The 22,150-nt window shown below is 72.8% G+C and carries 16 protein-coding genes and 1 pseudogene; 7 read left to right on the forward strand and 10 right to left on the reverse strand.

Translation table 11 applies throughout. The features are described from left to right. The 3 genes and pseudogenes from AB0Q96_RS35270 to AB0Q96_RS35280 form a co-directional block, all read right to left on the reverse strand. Window positions 1-240 (reverse strand): annotated as a pseudogene (locus AB0Q96_RS35270) (hypothetical protein); the annotation flags it as partial. Beyond that, window positions 240-1,520 carry a sugar ABC transporter substrate-binding protein gene (locus AB0Q96_RS35275; RefSeq protein WP_365332747.1) on the reverse strand — a complete coding sequence of 427 codons (1,281 nt, stop codon included), beginning with the start codon at window positions 1,518-1,520 and terminating at the stop codon, window positions 240-242. The gene AB0Q96_RS35275 and the pseudogene AB0Q96_RS35270, both read right to left, overlap by 1 nt. Before the next feature lie 161 nt (window positions 1,521-1,681). Then, window positions 1,682-2,872 carry an ROK family transcriptional regulator gene (locus AB0Q96_RS35280; protein WP_365332749.1) on the reverse strand — a complete coding sequence of 397 codons (1,191 nt, stop codon included), beginning with the start codon at window positions 2,870-2,872 and terminating at the stop codon, window positions 1,682-1,684. 177 nt (window positions 2,873-3,049) lie between these two features. Between AB0Q96_RS35280 and AB0Q96_RS35285 the strand changes: the two genes are divergently transcribed. The 3 genes from AB0Q96_RS35285 to AB0Q96_RS35295 all read left to right on the forward strand — a co-directional run bounded on the left by AB0Q96_RS35285 (window position 3,050) and on the right by AB0Q96_RS35295 (window position 9,233). After that, window positions 3,050-5,179 carry an alpha-galactosidase gene (locus AB0Q96_RS35285; protein WP_365332751.1) on the forward strand — a complete coding sequence of 710 codons (2,130 nt, stop codon included), beginning with the start codon at window positions 3,050-3,052 and terminating at the stop codon, window positions 5,177-5,179. Window positions 5,180-5,422: 243 nt separating this feature from the next. Beyond that, on the forward strand, window positions 5,423-6,268 hold the full coding sequence (locus AB0Q96_RS35290; protein WP_365332753.1) for an alkaline phosphatase family protein: 846 nt from the start codon (window positions 5,423-5,425) through the stop codon (window positions 6,266-6,268). A 166-nt stretch (window positions 6,269-6,434) separates the two neighbouring features. Next, window positions 6,435-9,233: a hypothetical protein gene (locus tag AB0Q96_RS35295; RefSeq protein WP_365332755.1), complete on the forward strand. Its 2,799-nt coding sequence runs from the start codon at window positions 6,435-6,437 to the stop codon at window positions 9,231-9,233. 32 nt (window positions 9,234-9,265) lie between these two features. Here AB0Q96_RS35295 and AB0Q96_RS35300 read toward each other — a convergent pair whose 3' ends face one another. Then, window positions 9,266-9,886 (reverse strand): DUF998 domain-containing protein, encoded by a 621-nt coding sequence (locus AB0Q96_RS35300; RefSeq protein ID WP_365332757.1) that lies wholly within the window; start codon window positions 9,884-9,886, stop codon window positions 9,266-9,268. 125 nt (window positions 9,887-10,011) lie between these two features. Here AB0Q96_RS35300 and AB0Q96_RS35305 point away from each other — a divergent pair, with 125 nt between their 5' ends. Further along, window positions 10,012-10,560: a GNAT family N-acetyltransferase gene (locus AB0Q96_RS35305; RefSeq protein ID WP_365332759.1), complete on the forward strand. Its 549-nt coding sequence runs from the start codon at window positions 10,012-10,014 to the stop codon at window positions 10,558-10,560. Window positions 10,561-10,603: 43 nt separating this feature from the next. Here the strand turns inward: AB0Q96_RS35305 and AB0Q96_RS35310 are convergent, their stop codons facing one another. Continuing rightward, window positions 10,604-11,743 (reverse strand): PP2C family protein-serine/threonine phosphatase, encoded by a 1,140-nt coding sequence (locus tag AB0Q96_RS35310; protein ID WP_365332761.1) that lies wholly within the window; start codon window positions 11,741-11,743, stop codon window positions 10,604-10,606. A gap of 364 nt (window positions 11,744-12,107) precedes the next feature. On the opposite strand from AB0Q96_RS35310, the gene AB0Q96_RS35315 reads away from it, so the two are divergent. Continuing rightward, entirely contained in the window at window positions 12,108-13,322 is a 1,215-nt protein-coding gene (locus AB0Q96_RS35315; RefSeq protein WP_365332762.1) for a S8 family peptidase, read from the forward strand. A gap of 54 nt (window positions 13,323-13,376) precedes the next feature. On the opposite strand, the gene AB0Q96_RS35320 is transcribed toward AB0Q96_RS35315, so the two are convergent. The 4 genes from AB0Q96_RS35320 to AB0Q96_RS35335 form a co-directional block, all read right to left on the reverse strand. Further along, window positions 13,377-13,985: a GNAT family N-acetyltransferase gene (locus AB0Q96_RS35320; RefSeq protein WP_365332764.1), complete on the reverse strand. Its 609-nt coding sequence runs from the start codon at window positions 13,983-13,985 to the stop codon at window positions 13,377-13,379. A 66-nt stretch (window positions 13,986-14,051) separates the two neighbouring features. After that, complete coding sequence (locus AB0Q96_RS35325; protein ID WP_365332886.1) at window positions 14,052-15,272, reverse strand: sugar ABC transporter permease; 1,221 nt, start codon at window positions 15,270-15,272, stop codon at window positions 14,052-14,054. Window positions 15,273-15,376: 104 nt separating this feature from the next. Beyond that, window positions 15,377-16,204 carry an ATP-binding cassette domain-containing protein gene (locus tag AB0Q96_RS35330; RefSeq protein WP_365332766.1) on the reverse strand — a complete coding sequence of 276 codons (828 nt, stop codon included), beginning with the start codon at window positions 16,202-16,204 and terminating at the stop codon, window positions 15,377-15,379. Between the two features lie 15 nt (window positions 16,205-16,219). Then, entirely contained in the window at window positions 16,220-17,305 is a 1,086-nt protein-coding gene (locus AB0Q96_RS35335) for a substrate-binding domain-containing protein (RefSeq protein WP_365332768.1), read from the reverse strand. A 350-nt stretch (window positions 17,306-17,655) separates the two neighbouring features. Between AB0Q96_RS35335 and AB0Q96_RS35340 the strand changes: the two genes are divergently transcribed. Continuing rightward, window positions 17,656-19,434: a radical SAM protein gene (locus AB0Q96_RS35340; protein ID WP_365332770.1), complete on the forward strand. Its 1,779-nt coding sequence runs from the start codon at window positions 17,656-17,658 to the stop codon at window positions 19,432-19,434. 15 nt (window positions 19,435-19,449) lie between these two features. On the opposite strand, the gene AB0Q96_RS35345 is transcribed toward AB0Q96_RS35340, so the two are convergent. After that, complete coding sequence (locus AB0Q96_RS35345; RefSeq protein ID WP_365332771.1) at window positions 19,450-20,403, reverse strand: EamA family transporter; 954 nt, start codon at window positions 20,401-20,403, stop codon at window positions 19,450-19,452. Window positions 20,404-20,579: 176 nt separating this feature from the next. Between AB0Q96_RS35345 and argG the strand changes: the two genes are divergently transcribed. After that, entirely contained in the window at window positions 20,580-22,034 is a 1,455-nt protein-coding gene (gene argG / locus AB0Q96_RS35350) for an argininosuccinate synthase (RefSeq protein ID WP_365332773.1), read from the forward strand. Window positions 22,035-22,150 lie beyond the last annotated feature (116 nt).

Raw genomic sequence — 22,150 nt, forward strand, 5'->3', positions numbered from 1 at the left:
GCCGATCGCGCCGTACTTGAAGTTCGCCTGGCCCCCCTGCTGGGGCGCGGTCCGCCGGGCGTCGGCGCCCCTGCGGGCCCGGCCCGGGCGGGGCCGGTGGGCGGGGGGCCGGCCGGCCCGGCGCCGGCCGCCGCTCGGTCGGCCGGCGCCGGGACGGCGGGTGCGGTCCGCTCCCTGCGTGCCGGGCGCGGGGCGCCCGGCACGCGCGGACGGAAGGGTGAGTTCCGGAGCCGGTTCCATCAGCCGCGCTGCTTGTCGATCTCGCCCTGGGCCTTCTTGACCGCCTCGGCGAGGAGGGCGGCGGGGTCGCCCTCGCCTGCGGCGATCTTGACGGCGGCGGCGTTGAAGGCGCTGCTGACGGCGGTGTCCCAGGTGCCCGGGTTGTGCTTGCCGTACCGGTCGGCGAGGGTGACGGTCTCCTTGGCGGTGCCGTCGGAGAGCTTCCTGGTGGTGGCCGCCACGGACCTGCGCGGCGGCACGTGGAAGCCGTAGCTCTCGGCGAAGTCCTTCTGCAGGTCGGCCTGCTGGACCCACAGCCACTGGACGAACTTCTTCGCCGCGTCGATCTTCGCGCTCTTGGCGTTGACGCAGCTGGTCCAGCCGCCGACCCGGACCACGGGCGTGCCGCCGGCCTTGAAGGCGGGCCACGGGATGACGCCGAAGTCGTCGCCGAGGGCGTCCTTGACGGCGGGCATGGCCCACAGGCCGCACCACTGCATCGGCACGACGCCCTGGTTGAAGGCGGCCGGGTCCCACCAGTCGGTGGTGAAGCCGAGCAGCAGCGACTTGTCGTCGTGCAGGCGCCGCAGCGCGGTCAGCGCCTCCAGGGCCTGGGGCGTGCCGAAGCCCACCTTGCCGTCCCGGCTGACGAGTTCGCCGCCGTTGGACCAGACGGCGTTGCTCGCGGAGTCGCCGATGCCGTCGTTGCCGACGAACAGGCCCTTGCTCTTCGAGGTGCTCAGGGCCTTCGCCGCGGCGGCGAGGCCGTCGAAGGTGGTGGGCGGGGTGATGCCGGCCTTGGCCAGGACGCTCTTGCGGTAGTACATCATGATGACGTCGTCGATCATCTTGACGCCGTACAGCTTGCCGTCGACGGTGACCGAGTCGATCGCGGTGCTGTTGAAGTCGGTCTTGGCGGTGCCGTACACGTCGTCCAGGACGGCGAGCTGGCCGCGCCGGGCCATGCCCTCGCTGAAGTCGCCGATCTCGAAGACGTCGGGGGCGGCGTCGGTGAGCAGCGTCGCGTTGAGCTTGCCGGAGTAGTCGCCGGGGACCCAGGTCACCTTCACGGCGATGTCCGGGTGGGCCTTGGTGAAGGCGGTGGCGTAGCGGAGCGCGGCCTGCTGGGTGCCGGCCTCGCCGTAGGCGTGGTACCAGACGTTGAGGGTGGTCTTCGCGCCGGAACCGGACGCGCCGGTGGGGTCGGTGCTGCAGGCGCTGGTCAGGACGGTTCCGGCGGCGACCAGCAGCGATCCGGTGAGGAATCCCCGTCGGCTAAGCTCGGTTCTGCGTGCGCTCATGTCGCATCCTTCTTGGAGGGTGGGGCGGGGTGGTTGTGCTACCTGGCCGGTGTCTTCGACAGTGCTTGCCGGCAGTGGAGGGCGCCGGCCAGGGAGTCGTACGGGTCGGCCGCGCGCGAACGGGGTGGGCCGCACGCGGGCCGTGGTGGCGGTCCGGCGGGTCAGCCGGAGCCGGTCGCGGCGGTGGCCGCGTACTGCGGGAAGAGCGCCTGGATGGCGACGGCGGCGGCGCCGCGGGACCATTCCTCCCAGGGCAGCGGGCGGAGCAGCAGCGGGCACCGGGACGCCGCGCCGAAGGCGTGGGCGGCGAAGGCTTCCTTGATGTGGCGGCCGAACAGGTCGTAGGCGGCGAGCCCTTCGCCGCTGACCACCACGCGTTCCGGGCCGACCAGGTTGACCAGGGTGGCGATGCCGACGCCGATGGCGCGGCCGGCCCGGGCGAAGGTCTCGCGGGCCGCCGGGTCGCCCTCGCGGGCGAGTTCGACGACCTCCTCGAAGGTCAGCCCGGGTCGTCCGGTGGCCTCGCGGACCGCGCGGAGGATCGCCTCGGTGGAGGCGAGGGCCTCGACGCAGCCCTTCGCGCCGCATCGGCAGCGCGGTCCGGTCTGGTCGACGCAGATGTGGCCGACCTCGCCGGAGACGCCGTAGGCGCCCCGGAGGAGTTCTCCGTTGACGACGAGCGCGGAGCCGATGCCCGCGCCGATGGTGACGAGCGCGAAGTATCCGGTGCCGATGCCCTCGCCGAACCAGTGCTCGGCGACGGTCAGGGCCCGTACGTCGTTCTCGACGGTGACGGCGAGGCCGGTGGCGGCGGTGAGCAGTGCGGAGAGCGGGACGTCGCTCCAGCCGAGGAGGCCGGAGTGGCGGACCAGGCCGCTCTCGCGGTCGACGTCGCCGGAGACGGCGACCCCGACATGCCGGGTACGGTCGCGGAACTCGGGCTCGCTGTCAAGTAGTTGATCGAGAAGTGCGGCGAAGACCTCGGCGACGGTGCCGGGTTCGCAGTCGTCCAGGGGCAGGGAGGCGGTGACGCGGATGCCGGCCCGCAGGTCGCACACCGCGCCGAAGAGGTGGTCGGGGCTGACCTTGACGCCCACGAAGAACTCCCGGTCGGGGGCGACCGCCAGGGGGTTGACGGGCCGTCCGGCGCCGGGAGCGGTGCGCTCCGGCGGGAGTTCGTAGAGGTAGCCGTCGTCGATGAGCGGCCGGGCCGCCTTCGTGACGGCCGTCGAGGAGAGTCCGGTGCGCCGCGCCAGCTCCACCCTGCTGAGCGGCCCCTCCGCCAACAGGAGGGCGAGGACCGCGGTTTCGGCGGGTGCGCTGACGAGAGGCTGGGAGCGATGTCGAAACACGGGTGAAACGTAGAGCAAATAAATAACTTCTTCCAGTATTGATTTCCTGTCAGGGCTCGCCCTACGCTCGTGGCCGCCTCCGTGCCTTCCGCCAAGGGGCCTTCGCCGAGGGTGCGTCCACGCCGCGCCGGCCCGGCACCACCCCCGTACCTCTCCGCACGTCAAGGGGACTCACCCGTGCTCGACACGCTCCCGCCCGTCACGTTCGACCCCGCGCTCGGCCTCGCGGTCCTGCGCACGCCGAACAGCCAGTACGCGGTGCTCATCGGCGCCGACGGCAGCCCGCGGCACCTGTACTGGGGGCGTCCGCTCGACGCCGCCGTCCTCGCCGCGCTCCCGGAGGCGGTGTCGCCCGCCGCGAGCAGCTTCGAGGCCGACGCGGCCGCCGACGAGCTGGCGCCCCAGAGCGGCGCCCGGTTCGGTCCCGCCGGTCTCCAGGTCCGCTTCGCGGACGGCACCCGGGGCGTCCAGTGGCGCTTCGCGGGCGCCCGTGTCGACGGCGGCGAACTGCGGCTGCTGCTCGACGACCGGCGCCGCCCGCTGCGCACCGAGCTCTGCTACCGGGTCCGCCCCGACAGCGACGTCATCGAGCGCTGGACCGAGCTCACCCACACCGAGCCCGACGCCGATCCGGCGCGGCCCGTCACCGTCGAGCGCCTGGACTCCGCCTCCTGGACCGCGCCCGCGCTGGCCGACTACCGGCTGAGCCACCTGGTGGGCGGCTGGAACAGCGAGTTCCAGCTCCACGGCGACCGCCTCCCGGTCGCCGAGACCGTGCTGACCAGCCGGCGGGGGCTCACCGGCCACCACGCGAATCCGTGGCTGGCCCTGGACGACGGCACCGCCACCGAGGAGCGGGGCGAGGTGTGGAGCACCGCCCTCGCCTGGAGCGGCAGCTGGCGCGTCACCGTGCACCGCGACCCCGTCGGCCGCACCACCTGGACCGGCGGCTTCGGTCACGAGGGGCTCGGCTGGACGCTGCGCCCGGGCGAGACGCTGCGCACGCCGACGTACGCCGGGCTGTACACGCCGGACGGCTTCGGCGCGTCCAGCCGCGGCTGGCACGAGCACCTGAGCCGGCACGTCCTGCCGGAGCCCGGGCGGGACCGGCCGGTGCTCTACAACTCCTGGGAGGCGACGGGCTTCGACGTCGACCAGGCCGGGCAGATCCGGCTGGCCCGGCTCGCCGCCGGGATCGGGGCCGAGCTGTTCGTCCTGGACGACGGCTGGTTCGGCGCCCGCCGCAGCGACGAGGCCGGGCTCGGCGACTGGACCCCCCGCCCCGAGGCCTTCCCCGAGGGCCTGCGACCGCTCGCCGACGAGGTGCACCGCCTCGGCATGGACTTCGGGCTCTGGGTGGAGCCGGAGATGGTCAACCGCGACAGCGAGCTCTACCGCGCGCACCCGGACTGGGTCCTCCACTCCCCCGAGCTGGACGCCACCGAGCTCCGCAACCAGCTGGTGCTGAACTTCGCCCGCCCCGAGGTGGAGTCCTGGGCCTGGCGGACCCTCGACGGGCTGGTCCGCGCCCACCGGGTCGACTGGTTCAAGTGGGACGCCAACCGGGCCTTCACCGAGGCCGGATGGGCCGGTCATCCCGACCCGGACCGCCTCTGGATCGACCACACCCGGGCCGTCTACCGGATCATGGACCGGCTGCGGGCCGCCCACCCCGGGCTGCGGATCGAAGCCTGCGCGGGCGGCGGCGGCCGGGTCGACCTCGGCATCCTCTCCCGTACGGACCAGGCCTGGGTCTCCGACAACACCGACCCGGTCGACCGCATCGGCATCCAGCACGGCTTCGGCCAGCTCTTCCCCGCGCGGGCCATGGCCGCCTGGGTCACCGACAGCCCCAACGTCACCACCGGCCGGCACACCCCCCTGCGCTTCCGCTTCCACGTCGCCATGGCCGGGGCGCTGGGCATCGGCGGGAACCTCACCGAGTGGAGCGAGGAGGAGCTGGCGGAGGCCGCCGAACTCGTCGCGGAGTACAAGGAGATCCGCCCGCTCGTCCAGCGCGGGATCCAGCACCACGTCACCCCGCCCGGCCCGGTCCACGCCGTCCACTACGCGGCACCCGACGGCGGCGACCACGTGCTCCTCGTCTGGCGCCCGACGACCCGCTTCGGCCACCCGCCCGCCCCGGTGCGGCTGCCCGCGCTCGACCCGTCGGCGCACTACCTGGACCCGGACCGGGACGAGGTGCACAGCGGGGCCGTCCTGGTCCACCAGGGCCTCGACCCGCACCTGCCCGACGGGGACCACGCGAGCCGGCTGATCCGGCTGCGCCGCGTCACGCCCGCCTGAGCGCGCGCACGCCATAGTCCCACCACGGGACGCGGCGGTTCCGCCGCGCGCCCTGCGCGTACCCCCTTGTACGCACCCCTGCACGTACCCCCCTGTCCGTACCCCGCCCGGCCCCGCCCGCCGATCCCCTGCACGTCCCCGATCCCCTGCTCGTCCCCCCGATCGGCCCCGTCGCCGGGCGGCTCCCGCAGCCGCCCGGCGACCGCCCCGCCCCCGCCCCGCCCACGACCCTTTGGACCACCCATGGAGACCTCCCGCGTTCTGGTGATCGGCATCGACGGCGTACGCCTCGATCTGCTTCCGGAGCTGGACACCCCGCACCTCGACGGGATCGCCCGCGCGGGCTTCCTCGCACCCGTCGAGGTGGACGCCACCACCCCGACGATGTCGGGCCCCTGCTGGACGACGATCGTCACCGGCGTCGGCGTCACCAAGCACGGCGTCTGGGGCAACCGGCTCGACGGCAACCGCCTCGACGTCTTCCCGGACTTCACCACCCGCCTGGCCGCCGACTGCGGCCGCCGGACCTTCGCGGTCGGCGGCTGGGCGCCGCTGTTCCTCGCCCGGGAGGGCGGACCGCTGTTCGTGGCGCCGACCCGCCTCGGGTACGTCGCCCCGGCCGAGGACACCCCCGAGGCATGGGAGGAGGTCGACGAGCGGGTGACCGCGGAGGCGGAGCACCTCCTGGGCCTCGACGAGGAGCTCCACGCCGGTTTCGTGTACCTCGGCGCCGTCGACGAGACCGCCCACTTCCTCGGCTGCGGCAAGGAGTACCGGGCCGCGGTCGAGGCCGCGGACCGGCGGCTCGGCCGCGTCCTCGACGCCGTGCGCGGGCGGCGCGAGCGCGCGGGCGAGGAGTGGACGGTGATCGCGGTGACCGACCACGGGCACCGGGACGAGGGCGGGCACGGCGGGCGCAGCACGCTCGAACGCACCGCCTGGATCGCGGCGTGCGGCCCCGGTCTGCCCGCCGGGAAGGCCCCGTCGGAGCCGCTCCACCACGCCGATGTCGCCGCCCAGGTCTACACCTCCCTCGGCATCGCCCCGGACCCGCACTGGACCCTGGACGGCCGGGCCTTCCGCTTCTGACCGAAGTCTTTCCCTTTCCCTGGCGGGTTTTTGACGCCCCCTTGAGGCAACCCACAGGTTCCTCCCACCGTCCTCACGGAACGAGGGGGGCACCAGGGACGGGGGATGCCCGGGGGACCGGGACACCGCGGGTGCTCTCACGAGACCGACCGTGAGGAAGACCGCTTTGATACGTGTCACACGCGGCGTGACCACCGCCGTGGCGCTGCTCGCCATGGCCGCCGCGTCGCCCTTGCCGGCGTACGCGCAGCCGTCACCCGGATCACCGTCGGCGTCGCCCGGGAACGGGGCCGCCGACTCCGCCCTCCCCGAAGGCTGGCGCATATCCGGCACCGGCGCCGACAGCCACCTGGTGTGGACCTCGCCCGAGCCCGTCCGCATGGGCGACGCCCGGGTCGAGTTCCGCGCCGGGGACCGGCTGCTCGGCCTTCCGGAGGCCCAACGGGACGGCCGGACCTTCCGGTTGCCCCTCGGCGACCTCCGGATCGACCGGAAATCCGACCTGCGGGTGACGGCCGGCGGCCGGCGGCTCGACGCCGCCGCCCCCGCCCGCTCGGCCCACCAGCGCCCGTCGGCCCCGGCGGCCAGGCCGCAGGCCCCGCTGCCCGCGAACCAGGTGGACCCGGGCAAGGCCGGCCCGTACCGGACGACCAGCGGCGAATACGCCCTGCGCTCCGTCTCGTTGCCGGGCTTCGACAAGCCCGTCGAGATGCGCGCCATGGTCGTCGGCCCGACGAACGCCCCGGGCCGGCGCCCGGTGGCCCTGTTCCTGCACGGCCGCCACGCCACCTGCTACAAGCCCGGCACCGAGGACATGACCGGTGAGTGGCCGTGCGCCCCCGGCACCCTGCCGATCCCCAGCCACCAGGGGTACCTCAAGGCCCAGAAGCTGCTGGCCTCGCAGGGGTACGTGACGATGTCCATCTCCGCCAACGGCATCAACGGGCAGGACTGGCAGGCCGAGGACGGCGGCGCACAGGCCCGCTCCTCCCTGGTGCGCCAGCACCTCGCCCGCTGGGCCACCTGGGCGGCGAACCGGCCCTCCGCGCCGGCCGTCGTCCGCGGCACCGCGCCCGCCGACCTCTCCCGCGTCCTGCTCGTCGGCCACTCCCGCGGCGGCGAGGGCGTCAACCGGGCGGCGCTCGACAGCCTCTACCCGGCCCCCGCCGACCAGGACGGCTACCGCGGCCCGGTGCGCTGGAAGATCCGCGGCAACGTCCTGATCGGCCCCACGATCTTCGGCCAGAACCCGGCCCCCGACGTGCCGTCCACGACGATCCTGCCGGGCTGCGACGGCGACGTGTCCGACCTCCAGGGCCAGATCTACGTCGACGGCACCCGTGGCGTCAGCCAGGGCTCCGCGCTGCACAGCGCGGTCTACATGGTCGGCGCGAACCACAACTACTTCAACAGCGAGTGGACCCCGGGCCAGGCGAAGGCGTTCGCCTACGACGACTTCTCGTCCGAGGACGGCACCGACCCGCTCTGCAGCCCCGGCACCCGGACCCGGCTGACCGCGAACCAGCAGCAGGCCGCGGGCGCCACCTACATCGCGGCCGCCGCCCGCCTGTTCGTCGGCGGCGACGACAAGGTCCGGCCGCTCCTCGACGGCACCGGACGGCGCGCCCCCTCGGCCGATCCGGCGCAGGTCGTCACCCACGCCGTCGGCGCGCGGCGCACGGCGGCCTTCGTGCCGGGCTCCTCGGTCACGGTGTCCGGCAGCGGCGGACGGCTGTGCGCCCAGATCGACCCGGACGCCGCCCGTTCCTGCCTGCCGCCCGAGGAGGGCGGCTCGCCGCACTTCGCGTACTGGGAGGCCTCGCCCGAACCGGGCCGTGACGCCGTCGCGCTGCGCTGGACCAACCCGGGCGCGCCCGTCACCGTCCGCTCGAAGCGGCCGGTCTCGCTGGCCGGCTCCGAGTCCCTGGCGCTGCGCCTGATCGTGCCGCCGAACAGCACCGGCACCGAGCTGGACATCGCCGTGACCGACGCCGCCGGGAAGCGCGCCGTCCTCGGCCGCACCCGTGTCGACGGCATGCCGGGCACCCCCCGGACCGCGTCCTCGTGGGCGCGTGAGATCCGCGTACCGCTGTCCGCCGCGTCCCGGGCCCGGCTCGACCTGAAGCGGATCGCCTCGCTCGAACTGATCCCGCGCAGCCGCGCCGGCCGTGCCTGGCTGATGGACGCGTGGGGCTGGCGCCCGGGTACTCCGGCGGTCCGTCCGGCCGCGCTGGCGCGCGTCGACATCGGGCGTCTGTCGGTCAAGGAGGGCGACTCGGGGGTCCGCACCTACCGGGTCCCGGTCCGGGTCACCGGCCAGGGCAGCGGCCAGGTCCGCCTGTTCGTGCCGAAGCCGGACAGCGACCAGGTGACCTCCCGTCTGGTGACGGTGCGCCCCGGACGGCAGGACATCGTCGTCCCGGTCACCGTGCGGGGCAACACCCGCTTCGGCTACGACCTGTCGCAGGACGCGTTCGTGAAGGCGGTGCGCGGCGTCGTGGTCGGCGCCCACCGCGGCGGGGTGACCGCCCGGAACGACGACCCCATGCCGAAGGTGACGCTGACGCCCGTCGCGGACGACGTGACCGAGGGCGCGGCCCTGACCTGGCGGATGACGCTCTCGGAGCCCGCCGACGTCGACATCATGGGGGCGGTCGTCCTGGAGCCGGTGACCGGTGGCGCCGAGCTGTCCACGGCGGACGTCGACCGGGCCTGGCTGGAGGAGCAGCTCGGTCAGGTGCCGGACCCGCCGGTGGCGCTGTCCCGGGCGATGGAGGGCAGCGGCCTGTACCTGGGCGTGAACGTCCCGGCCGGGCAGACGAGCGCGGAGCTGCGGATCCCGACCGTCAAGGACGGGATCGCCGAGCCGGCCGAGTCGCTGCGGGGTCAGCTGACCACGTACGACGCGAACTGGGAGCCGATCCCGGGCCCGGTGGTCACGGGGACGGTGCGGGACGCGGAGTGACACGCGCCCCGGCCTGACCTGACCCGACCGGATCAGGAGGCGGACACCGGGCCCCGAGGGGGCCGGTGTCCGCCTTTCGCGTACAGGAGGCAGGAGACCACGACCACCAGCGGCCAGACCGCCTGCACGCAGGTCACCAGGCGTTCGGCGACGCCCACGGCGCCGTGCCGCCGCATGTCGACGAGGAACCAGCCCGCCCCGAGCCCCATCAGCGCCGTCACGCCGACGGCGGGCACGGGCCGCAGTCCCCACGGCGCCGGTCCGGTGCGCTCGGCGGCGAGGAGGGGCCAGACGGCGAGCAGCGCGAAGGCGAGGGCCGCGACCGAGCCGTGCCGCAGGGAGCCTCCGCTGAGGGGAACCGGGAGCAGGGCGACGACCAGTGCCGTCACGCCGCCGGCGGCCAGGGTGACGCGCCCGGCGAGCGCGGCGGCCCGCAGCCCCCAGGCGGTGAACAGGTGGCAGACTCCCAGGCCGAGGAGGGCGCCGGTCATCACCCACGATCCCGGCGCCCCGTACGCGGCGAGGACGCTGATGGTCTGGGTGACGGGGTCGTAGCCCGGCCCCTGGAGCAGGCCCGCGATCGTCCAGCCGCCGATCAGGAGGACCGGGGCGCACCCCGAGGAGATCAGGGCCCACCGGGGTACGTGTCGCATCGGCCCACCGTAACCACGCCGGTGGGCCGGGACGTTCCTCCGGCGCGCCGGCGGGCGCGGGTGGGTCCGAACGGTACGCGTCGGGGGGCGGTACCGCGTACGAGCGGGTCCCTTAACGTGGGTTCATGGTCAACTTTCCGCCGCGGGTCGAACTCCACCCGCTCACCCTGTCCGACGAGGACGAGTTCTGCGCGCTGGTGCGCGCCAGCGCCGAGCTGCACGGGCCGTGGATGCAGCTGCCCGGGTCCGTGGAGGAGTTCCGGGTCTGGATGCGCCGCTTCGAGGACACCTCGAACCGGGGGTTCCTGATCCGGGTCCGGGAGACCGGTGCCGCGGCGGGCACGGTCAACATCAACTCGATCATCCGGGGGCGCTACCAGGGTGCGTCCCTCGGGTACGCGGCCTTCGCGCCGTCCGCGGGGCAGGGGTACATGTCCGAGGGGATCGCCCTCGTCCTGGAGCACGCCTTCACCGAGCTGCGGCTGCACCGGCTGGAGGCCAACATCCAGCCGGGGAACGAGCCGTCGCTGGCCCTGGCCCGGCGGCTCGGCTTCCGGTACGAGGGGATGTCGCCCGCCTACCTGTACATCGACGGGGGCTGGCGGGACCACGAGCGCTGGGCCGTCACCGCGCCGCCGCCGTTCACGCCGCACCCCTCGCTCCCCGAGGTCTGAGCCGGACGCGGCCTCATCGGCCACGGGTGCGCGGCGCGTTCGGCTACGGATCCGGGGCGAGGCGTTCGACGGCGACGAGCGCGGCGTCGTCGCCGAGGTGGCCGCCCGCGTACGCCTGGAGGTCGGCGCGCAGCCGCCCGAGCAGGGTCGGCGGGTCGTCCCCGAGCCAGGCCGTGAGCCGTTCCGTCAGCGGGTAGAAGGCGCGGGAGGTGTCCCGGGCCTCGACGACGCCGTCGGTGTAGAGGAGCAGCACGTCGCCGACGTCGAAGGGGAAGGTCTCCACGGTGACGGCGGGCGCGAGGACGTCGGACAGGCCCAGTGGAGGGCTCGCGTCGGCGGCGTCGAGGGGGATCACCCGGCCCTGGCGCAGCAGGAGCGGCGGCGGGTGCCCGCAGTTGACGAGCCGTACGACGGGCTCGCGGTCGGGGATGTCGAGGACCAGCGCGGTGACGAATGCCTCGTCCGAGGTGTCGTCGGCCTCCTCGGCGCCGGTGCCCTGCTCCTCCTCGGTGCCCTCGGCCGAGCCGACGCCCGCCTCCAGATGTCCGATGAGGTCGGGCAGTTCCCGTTCCCGGCGGGCGGTGACCCGGAAGGCGCCCAGGACCAGGGATGCCTCGCCGATCGCGTCGAGGCCCTTGCCCCGGGCGTCGCCGATCAGCAGCCGGGTCCCGTCCGCGGTGCGGGCCGCCGCGTACAGGTCGCCGCCCATCTGGGCCTCCTCCTCCGCCGCGAGGTAGACCGAGGCGATGTGCAGCGGTCCGGCGCGGTGCGGCAGGGGGCGCAGGACGACGCTCTGCGCGGCATGGGCGATGGAGCGCAGCCGCCGCACCCTCTCCTCGTCCCGTTCGCGCAGGTGGGCGAAGAAGGTCACGATGACCGAGATCAGGACCAGCGCGATGATCTGGTAGGTGTGATTGAGGTCGGTGATGCTGGTCCGCGCGAGCGCCACCACCGACTGGGCGACGACCGCGACCGCGCCGACGAAGGCGGTCATGCGCGCGCCCGCGAACGAGGCCGTCACGGCGGGGGCGGCGATGAGGAAGGGCCCCAGGTGCACGTCGGGCGGGGCCAGGACGTCCACGACGGTGACCACCGCGATGATCGCGAACGGCACGGCGAGCAGCAGTCGGCCGCCGCGCCGGGAGAGGCGGGGGACGGCGGAGGCCTGCCGGTGGGGATCCATGGGAAAGGCATACCGCAGGCATAGGGGTATGTCCCGTTTGCCCCGACTCACGGCGCGGCACGCGCGGGAGTGCCCCCGGGGGCCGGGGGTCCGCCGCTTCCACCCCGTCGGCGGATTACGGCCACTGGCCGGGCTTCGACCATTCACTGTCCGGTTCATCCGTGTTCATCGGGGCTTCGATTGCGGCGGCATGGCGGATGCATGACAAGACCCCAACTCCCTTGAGCCACACCCCGTAGCGCGGCCAGGCTGCTGCTCACGCCGGGAAACGCGACAGCCGCTTCCGGCGGTGCGTGCGAGCGCACGCCGCCCCCATCGTCGCGCCACCCACCCGGTGCGCCGCCAAGAGGAGGACTCCCCCGTCATGTCACTTCCCCAGCACTCCAGGACCCGCCTGGCCGTGACCCTCTCCGCCGCCACCGCGGCGGCCCTCCTGGGCACCTTCGCCGCCCTCCCCGCCCAGGCCGCCCCCGCCGAGGGCGTGGTGCTCGCCGCCGGCTCGGCCGACGCGGTGCCCGGCAGCTACCTCGTCACCCTGAAGGAGGGCGCCGGCTTCACGGCCGGCTCCGCCAAGGGCCGTGGCCTGATAGCCGGTTACGGCGGCACGGTCGGCAAGACCTTCGGCGCGGCGCTCAACGGCTACACCGCCCGGCTGGACGCCGGCGCGGCCCGCCGCCTCGCCGCCGACCCGGCCGTCGCGTCCGTCGAGCAGAACCAGGTGGTCCGCGCCGACGCGACGCAGTCCAACGCCCCCTGGGGCCTGGACCGCATCGACCAGGCGGACCTGCCGCTCTCCGGCACCTACACCTACCCGGACAGCGCGGGCGCGGGCGTCACCGCGTACGTCATCGACACCGGCGTCCGGATCGGCCACGCCGAGATCGCCGGGCGTGCCGTGAACGGGTACGACGCGGTCGAGGGCGACTCCGTCGCGCAGGACGGCAACGGGCACGGCACGCACGTCGCCACCACCATCGCCGGGACGACGTACGGCGTGGCGAAGGCCGCGAAGATCGTGGCCGTCCGGGTGCTCGACAACAACGGCTCCGGCACCACCGCCGGGGTCGTCGCGGGCATCGACTGGGTGACGGCCCACCACGCCGCGGGCGCGCCGGCCGTCGCCAACCTCTCGCTCGGCGGGGGCGCCTCCACCACGCTCGACAACGCGGTGAAGAAGTCCATCGCGGACGGGGTCACCTACGCGGTCGCCGCCGGCAACTCCGGTGCGAACGCGTCCTCCTCGTCCCCGGCCCGGGTCGCCGCCGCCCTCACCGTCGGCGCCACCGACAGCGCGGACGCCAAGGCGAGCTGGTCCAACTACGGTTCGGTGCTCGACCTCTTCGCCCCGGGCGTCTCGATCACCGCGGGCTGGAACACCAGTGACACGGCCACCAACACCATCTCCGGCACCTCGATGGCCACCCCGCACGTGGCGGGTGCCGCGGCCGTCTACCTCGCCGGTCACCCCTCCGCCACTCCGGCACAGGTCGCCACCGCCCTGGTCAACGGCGCCACGCCGAACAAGGTGACCGCCCCGGGCAGCGGCTCCCCGAACCGTCTGCTGCGGCTCGTCCCGTAGCGCACGGGAACGCCCCGGAGGCCCACGAGGGCTCCGGGGCGTTCGCCGTTCCCGCTACGCGCCCGCCGGGCGGCGCGGCTCGCGCCACATGCCCCAGAGCATCGGGCCGTCGCCGGGCAGCGGCACCTCCTCGCGCACGGTGAAGCCGAAGTGCTCGTAGACGGGGAGGTTGGCCGCCTTCGAGGACTCCAGGTACACCGGCATGCCGGCCGCGTCCGCCTGGGCCAGACCCGAGCGCAGCAGGGCGGCGCCGTGGCCCCGGCCCTGGGCGGCCGGGTCGGCGCCGATGAGCGACAGGGACCAGTGCGGCTCCTGGGGCGTGTGCGCGGCGGCGGTCTCGACGGCCGCACCGAACTGCGCGACGCGGTCGCCGAGGATGCTCTTCAGCTCCTCGATCGTGTCCGCGTCCGGCACGGCCTTCTCCTGCGCCTCGGCGGGAACCCAGAACGCGACGGCCGCGTCGGTGCGCTCGCACACGCCGTGGTGGACGTACTGGCGGGTGAAGATCGTGCCGAAGTAGCGGCTCAGCGAGGCCGCGCGGGAGGCGTCCGCCGGGAAGAACCAGCGCATCATCGGGTCGTCGTCGAAGGCGCTGGTCAGAAGGGCGCTGATGAGTGCAGCGTCGTCGACCGTGGCCGTCCTGGGTATGTTCGTCAGGGTCATACGGCTCATTCTGCACGAGATGATCTTGGAATTCCGGGCGGGGTCCCCGCCCGGGACGACCCCTCGTCAGGCGCGTCCCGCGGCCTTCTGGCTGCGCCGGGACAGCGAGTCGACGACCACGGCGGCGAGCAGCACCGAACCGGTGATCATGAACTGGACGGCATTGCTGACACCCATGATGTTCATGCCCGACTGGATCGAGCCGATGACCAGCGAGCCCAGCAGCGCCGACCAGACCGAACCCCGGCCGCCGAACAAGCTGGTGCCGCCGATGACGGCCGCGGCGATGACGTTCATCAGCAGGTTGCCACCACCGGAGGTCTGGCTCGCGGACTGGATCTGGCCGGCCAGGAACAGCCCGCCGACGGCCGCCATCAGACCGGAGACCGTGAAGACGCTCATCCGGATGAACGGCACGCTGATGCCGGCCCTCCGGGCACCCTCGATGTTGCCGCCGACCGCGAAGACCTGGCGCCCGTACCGGGTGCGCCGCAGCACGAAGTCGACGACGACCAGCAGGATCAGGAAGATCAGCAGCGCCAGCGGCAGGCCCTGGTACTGGTTGAGGATGTACGCGGTGGCGAAGGCGATCGCCCCGATCACGACGGTGCGCAGCACGATCTCGGCGACCGGCCGGAACGGCACCCGGGCCGCCTGCCGGCGCTTGGCGTCGAGCAGCGAGGCGAGCAGGAACAGGCCGACACCGACGCCCGCGACGACGTACGCGGTCGCGGGGCTGTGGAAGATCGTCGAGTACAGCTTGGCGACGATGCTCTCGCTCGGGATGTTGACGGTGCCGCTGCTGCCGAGCACCTGGAGCATGAGGCCGTTCCAGGCGAGGTTGCCCGCCAGGGTGACGACGAAGGCGGGCACGCCGACCTTGGCGAAGAAGAAGCCCTGGATGAGTCCGACGGCCGCTCCCCCGACGAGCGCGACCAGCAGCGCCAGCCACTGGTTCATGCCGTTGATGACGTTCAGCACGGCGAAGATCGCGGCGCACAGGCCGCTGACCGAGCCTACGGAGAGGTCGATCTCGCCGAGCAGCAGGACGAAGACGATGCCGACGGCGATCATGCCGGTGCCGACGATCTGCTGGCTGAGGTCGGACAGGTTCTGCGCCGACAGGAAGGCGCTGTTGAGACTGCCGAACACCGTCCAGATGATGACGACGGCCACGACGACGGGCAGCGAGCCCAGTTCGCCGCTGCGCAGCTTGCGGCGGAACTCCGCGGCGTAACCGCGCAGTCCCTCCTCACGGACGATCAGCCGGCTGTCGACGGCGGGCATCGCCTCGGGAGCGGTCCGCTGCGCGGCGTCGTCGGCGGCGCGTTCACCGCCGCCCGCCGGGCCGTCGAACCGGCGGTCCCGGTCCTCGGGGTCTCCGGCGCGCCTCATCGCTCCTCCTCCCGGCGGCCACCGGGCCCACCGCGTTCGCCGCGCGCCTCCCGCTCCTCGCGGATCCGGGCCTGGCGGCGGGTGACGGCGCTGTCGCTGGCTCCGGTGATCGCGGAGATGATCTCCTCGGTCGTGGTGGAGCGCTTGTCGAAGAACCCGTTGTTCCGGCCCAGCCGGAGCACCGCGATCCGGTCGGCGACGGCCATCACGTCGACCATGTTGTGGCTGATGAGGATGGTGCCCAGGCCCTGGACACGGAGCCGTTCGACGAGGTCGAGGACCTCGGCGGTCTGCTCCACGCCGAGCGCGGCGGTCGGTTCGTCCAGGATGACGACCTTGGGGTCGCCGATCAGGGACCGCGCGATCGCCACGGTCTGGCGCTGGCCGCCGGACAGCGAGGCCACGGGGATGCGGACGCTGGGGATGCGGATGGACAGGGTGTCGAGCAGTTCGCGGGAGCGCTGCTCCATGCGGACCTCGTCGAGCACGCCGAAGTGGCGCAGCTCCCTGCCGAGGAACAGGTTGCCGACCACGTCGAGGTTGTCGCACAGGGCGAGGTCCTGGTAGACGGTGGCGATGCCGAGGCTCTGGGCGTCGTGCGGGCGGCTGATCGAGACCGGCCGCCCCTGCCACTCGATGACGCCCTCGTCGGGCGGGTTGACCCCGGCGACCGTCTTGACGGCGGTCGACTTCCCGGCGCCGTTGTCACCGACCAGGGCGACGACCTCGCCGGCGTGGACCTCCAGGTCGAACCCCGACAGGGCCTGGACCGCGCCGAAGCGCTTGGAGATCCCCCGCAGTGTCAGCACAGGTGCTTCCGGCAATTCCACCGCCTCCGCCTACATCAGGCCGGCCTGCTTGCACGCTGCCGCATAGGTCGGTGTGCAGATCTCCTGGACCGTGTACATGCCGTCCTTGACGACCGTGTCCTTGATGTTGTCCTTGTTGACGACGACCGGCTTGAGCAGGTTGGACGGCACCTTCTGGCCGCTGCCGCTGGTCACCGTGACCGGAGTCAGGTCGGCGGGCAGCGACTTGCCCTGGGCGAAGTCGACGGCCATGGTCGCGGCGATGTCGGCCTCGGGCTTGTACGGCTTCTGGACGGTGATGGTCTGCGTGCCCAGCAGGATCCGCTGGATGGCGTCGAGTTGGGCGTCCTGGCCGGTCAACGGCACGTTCATGCCCGCCGCCTTGAGGGCGGTGGAGATGCCGGCGGCCAGACCGTCGTTGGCCGAGTAGACGCCGACGATCTTGTCCTTGCCGAGTGCGCTGATGGCACCGGACATCTGCTGGTTGGCGTTGTTCGGGTCCCAGTTGGGGGTGTCGTACTCCTTGCCGATCTTCACCTTGCCGTCGAGCACGGAGTGCGCGCCGGCCTTGAACTCGGCCGCGTTGGGGTCGGTCGGCGACCCGTTGTGCATCACGATCTCGCCGCTCTGCGCCTTGGCGCCGAGCGCGTCGAGCAGCGCCTTGCCCTGCAGCCTGCCGACCTCGTGGTTGTCGTACGAGACATAGGAGTCGACCGGGCCCTGCGCGAGGCGGTCGTACGACACGACCTTCACGCCCGCGTCATGGGCCTTCTGCACGGAGGACTGGATCGACTTGGCGTCCACCGCGTCGAGGATCAGCACCTTGTCGCCCTTGGCGAGCGCGGTGTTGACCTGCTGCTGCTGGGTGGTGGCGCTCTCGGCGGCGTTGTAGTAGTCGACATGGGCGCCCGGCGCCAGCTGCTGGATCTTCGCCTCGATGTACGGCCGGTCGAACTTCTCGTACCGGGTGGTCTTGCTCTCCGGGAGCAGCAGACCGATCTTGACCTCTTCGGCTTTCGTCGGCGCGGACGGGAGGGCTCCGCTGGTCGACACCACTCCCAGGGAGAGGGCCGCGGTCCCCGCCAGGGCTATCGCGGCGCGCAATGTACGGGTCATGGGAGGCTCCTTTCGCACGCCGCGCGATTCCGCCTTCCGAGACCGCGGGGGCGCGGGCGCACCTCTGGCCATATCTCGACATTAGACCCAACCCCCAGTGGCGACCATTCGCGCTCGGGCACCGGGAATTCAGGGATGGAGCTCCGTTTCACCTGGGGTGGCCGCGGCGTCACGTCCCGTGCCGGACTTTCCGTCGGATTCGGACGCGGAGGGCGGCAGGCGCGTGAATTCACGCCATTGAACGCGGAAACACCGACCCGAAGGTCCGCGGGCGGTCACGATCTGAGCTCATTGTCCATTCGCATCGGACAGATGGAGCGCTCGTGTCGCGAAACGTTTCCCCTTCGCCCGTGCTCATCGAAAATCCCTCCGTCACCTTCTCCAGCGCCCCGCAGCGCCGGCCGCTGCGGCACCTGGGCCGCCCCTCCCTGCGCACGTCGGTCTCCGGCACCCGGCGGCGCGCCCGCGGCGAGTCACCGCGGGTCCTGCTGCTCGTGCCCTCGTACACGCGGGTCGTGGAGCCCTCTCCGGAACGGAGCAGCTTCCGGGCCCTCGGCCTGGACACCTTCGAGGTCATGAAGCGGGCCGGCACCCCGATCGGCCTGCTGCGCATCGCCACCAACGCCCGGCTCTCCGGCTTCGACGTGAAGATCGTCGACTCGCCCTTCGCGGGCTGGGAGCAGGAACGCCACCTGGTCGACCTCGGGGGCGGCAGCAACCTGGTCCGCTACGGCCTCGACGACGCACAACTCCGCGCGATCATCGAGGAGTTCGACCCGGACGTGGTCGGCGTCCAGTGCATCTACACCGTCCAGTGGGGCAACGCGCGGGCCCTCGCCGACCTGGTCAAGGACATCGACCCGTCGATCGTGACGGTCACCGGCGGGGCGCATCCCAGCGGGGACTGGCGCTACTCGGTGCCCGACTCCCCCTTCGACCACGTGGTCATCAACGAGGCGGACCAGACGTTCACGGCCCTGTTGCAGGCGCTGACCGAGGAGGGCGGCGACATCGACGCCGTACCGGGCCTCGCCTACCGCCGCGCGGACGGCGCCGTGGTCCGGACGACGGCCTCCTCCCCGTACATGCGGATCCTTCCGAAGCGCCAGGGGCTGGACCAGCGGCTGGGCATGATGCCGCTGCCCGACTTCGGGCTGCTGGACATGAGCCAGTACGAGCAGGCGTACCACTCCTCAGGCAAGCGGGTCCGCCCGCACGGCTCATGGGCGCAGATCTTCTCGACGATCGGCTGCAACGTCGGCTGCGACTTCTGCTACATCCCGATGGTGAACGGGCCGTGGCGGGCGCTCGGCACCGACTGGTTCGACCTGCACCTCGGGGAGATCCGCAAGCAGGGCGTGACCGAGGTGCTCATCGAGGACGACCACCTGCTGCACGACCCGCTGTACGCGATGCGGGTCTTCGAGCTGCTCCGCAAGCACGACCTGCCGTGGGTCGAGGAGGGCGGCCTGAGCCTGTTCAACCTGGTGCTGCTGCACCTGGGCGAGAAGTTCGCCGCGACCATGGCCGAGTCGGAGCGGCGCAACCCCAACTTCCGCAACGTGCTGGCCGCGATGCGCGGCGGGCTGACCTGCCGGGACCTCATCAAGGCGATGGCGGACGGCGGCTGCTACAGCGTGTACCTCGCGGTGGAGAGCGCCAACGAGGACAGCCTGGAGCAGTCGGGCAAGCCGCGGCTCAACGCCTTCCAGCAGGCCACCGGCGAGATCGTCGAGATGTTCACCGAGTACGGGATCCAGGTCACCGGCGGATTCATGCTCGGTTTCGTCAATCCGCCCGAACGGCCCGGCGCCGAACCGTACATCGAGTCGCTGGAGCAGATCGAGAAGACCATCGACTACGCGGTGACGCTGATGGGCCACGGCATGGCGTACGCGAACCCGTTCATCGTCACCCCGCTGCCGGGCACCAAGATGTGGGACTTCCAGAAGGACTACGTCGTCCGGCACTACGACAACGGGTGGTCGCACGAGAAGGCGACGATGGCCACGGAGAAGTGGAGCGCGGAGGACATCGAGCGGATGCGCCTCGAACTCCTCGTGCGGGCCAACGGCGCCGACAAGGTGACCGAAATGGTCCGCAGGGGGACGTGGCCGGTGGACGCCTGACCGGCCACCGGCCCGCTATCCCCGGCGGCGCGCGGAGCGCAGGGCCTCGGCCGAGGCCAGCATCGCGCCGCCGGTGATCAGCACACAGGCGACGGCGACGGGCCAGCTCGCGGCGGCCCGTCCCGTCGCCACCAGCAGACCGGTGGACAGCAGCGGGGCGAAGTAGGACACGGTGCCCAGGAGCCGGATGTCGCCGTGCTTGGTGCCGTGGTCCCAGACGTAGAAGGCCCCGCCGACCGGCCCGACGCCCAGGGCGAGCACGGCGAGCCACTGCCAGCCCTCGGGCCGGACGGTGGTCTCGAAGAGCAGGTGGGCGACGGCGGCGAGGGCGGCGGTGGCCAGGCAGAAGAAGGCCACCGCGTCGGTCGGGACCTGCGGGTAGCGCCGGTTGGCGACCGAGTACACCGACCACACCACGGCGCAGACGGCGGCGGCGACGTAGCCGAGCAGGTACGCGCCGCGGAAGTGCACGCCCTGCCCGCCGGTCACGAGCAGGAAGGTGCCGCCGAGGCCGAGCAGCGCGCCGGCCGTGTGCCACCAGCGCAGCCGCTCGCCGGGCAGCAGCGCGGAGAGCACGACGATCAGCAGCGGCCACAGGTAGGCGATGAGGCCGGCGTCGACGGGCGGGGCGTTGCGCAGGGCCAGGAAGTAGAAGAAGTGGTAGCCGAACAGTCCGCCGACCCCCAGTACCCAGGCGCCCGCGGGCAGCCCGCGCGCCAGGGCGGCACCGCCGCGCAGGGCCCTCGGCAGTCCGATCAGACCGCCGACGGCGAAGGCCATCGCGGTGAGCTGGAAGGGCGGGATCCGCCCGGTGAGCGTGGTGAAGAGGGCGAGCGAGGCCCACAGCAGCACGGCCACGCCGCCGACCGCGGTCGCTCTGAGGCGGCGCGCCGGGCCGGCGGCCGGGCCGGCGTCACGGGGCCCGCCCTCGGAGGTGATGACCTGCTGTCGCGCGTCCTGTGCGTCCACGTGCTCCCCAGTCCGTCGGGTCCGGCGCTGCTGCCCGTCGACGACTATCGGGGAGCAGGGAGGAGACGCACCACCCGCACCCCTGTTTTCCGGACACGCGGGACCCGCGACGGCCCGGAGGGTGGGATTCAGAGACGGGCTTTGCATGACCATGCGTCTTGATGCATAATATTGCCATGTCTAAGGTCCTCACCTCCCTCCCGGTCGGCGAGCGCGTCGGCATCGCCTTCTCCGGCGGTCTCGACACCTCGGTCGCGGTCGCGTGGATGCGCGACAAGGGCGCCGTGCCCTGCACCTACACCGCCGACATCGGCCAGTACGACGAGCCCGACATCGCGTCGGTGCCCGGCCGCGCCCAGGCCTACGGTGCCGAGATCGCGCGTCTGGTCGACTGCCGGGCCGCGCTCGTCGAAGAGGGCCTGGCCGCGCTCGCCTGCGGCGCGTTCCACGTCCGCTCCGGCGGCCGCGCCTACTTCAACACCACCCCCCTCGGCCGCGCCGTCACCGGCACGCTGCTCGTCCGGGCGATGCTGGAGGACGACGTCCAGATCTGGGGCGACGGCTCGACCTTCAAGGGCAACGACATCGAGCGGTTCTACCGCTACGGCCTGCTCGCCAACCCGCACCTGCGGATCTACAAGCCCTGGCTCGACGCGGACTTCGTGACCGAGCTCGGCGGCCGCAAGGAGATGTCGGAGTGGCTCCTCGCCCACGGCCTCCCCTACCGGGACAGCACCGAGAAGGCGTACTCCACCGACGCCAACATCTGGGGCGCCACCCACGAGGCCAAGACCCTGGAGCACCTGGACACCGGCGTCGAGACCGTCGAGCCGATCATGGGCGTCCGGTTCTGGGACCCGTCGGTCGAGATCACCGCCGAGGACGTCACGATCGGCTTCGACCAGGGCCGCCCGGTCACGATCAACGGCAAGGAGTTCTCCTCCGCCGTCGACCTGGTCATGGAGGCCAACGCCATCGGCGGCCGCCACGGCCTGGGCATGTCGGACCAGATCGAGAACCGGATCATCGAGGCCAAGAGCCGCGGCATCTACGAGGCCCCCGGCATGGCGCTGCTGCACGCCGCGTACGAGCGGCTCGTCAACGCCATCCACAACGAGGACACCCTCGCCCAGTACCACAACGAGGGCCGCCGCCTCGGCCGGCTCATGTACGAGGGCCGCTGGCTGGACCCGCAGGCGCTGATGGTGCGCGAGTCCCTCCAGCGCTGGGTCGGCGCGGCCGTCACCGGCGAGGTGACCCTGCGGCTGCGGCGCGGCGAGGACTACTCGATCCTCGACACCACCGGCCCCGCCTTCAGCTACCACCCGGACAAGCTGTCCATGGAGCGCACCGAGGACTCGGCCTTCGGCCCCACGGACCGCATCGGCCAGCTCACCATGCGCAACCTCGACATCGCCGACTCGCGCGCCAAGCTGGAGCAGTACGTCGGGCTCGGCCTGATCGGCGGCGGCAGCCCCGTGATCGGCGCCGCCCAGGCCGCCGCGACCGGTCTGATCGGCACCATGCCGGAGATGCCCGAGGGCGGCGCCGAGGCCATCGCCTCGCGCGGCGAGGTCTCGGCGGAGGACGAGCTGCTCGACCGCGCCGCGATGGAGTCCGGCACGGACTGACCCGTACCGGCCCGCACGGCCCCGCACCATCCGGGAGACCGGCCCGACGCTCATGGCGTCGGGCCGGTCTTTCGGCGTCCCTGTGGCGGACGGGCGGGGCCGCCGGCCTCGGTGCG

The organism is Streptomyces sp. NPDC093111, from assembly GCF_040683955.1.
Taxonomy (GTDB): Bacteria; Actinomycetota; Actinomycetes; order Streptomycetales; family Streptomycetaceae; genus Streptomyces.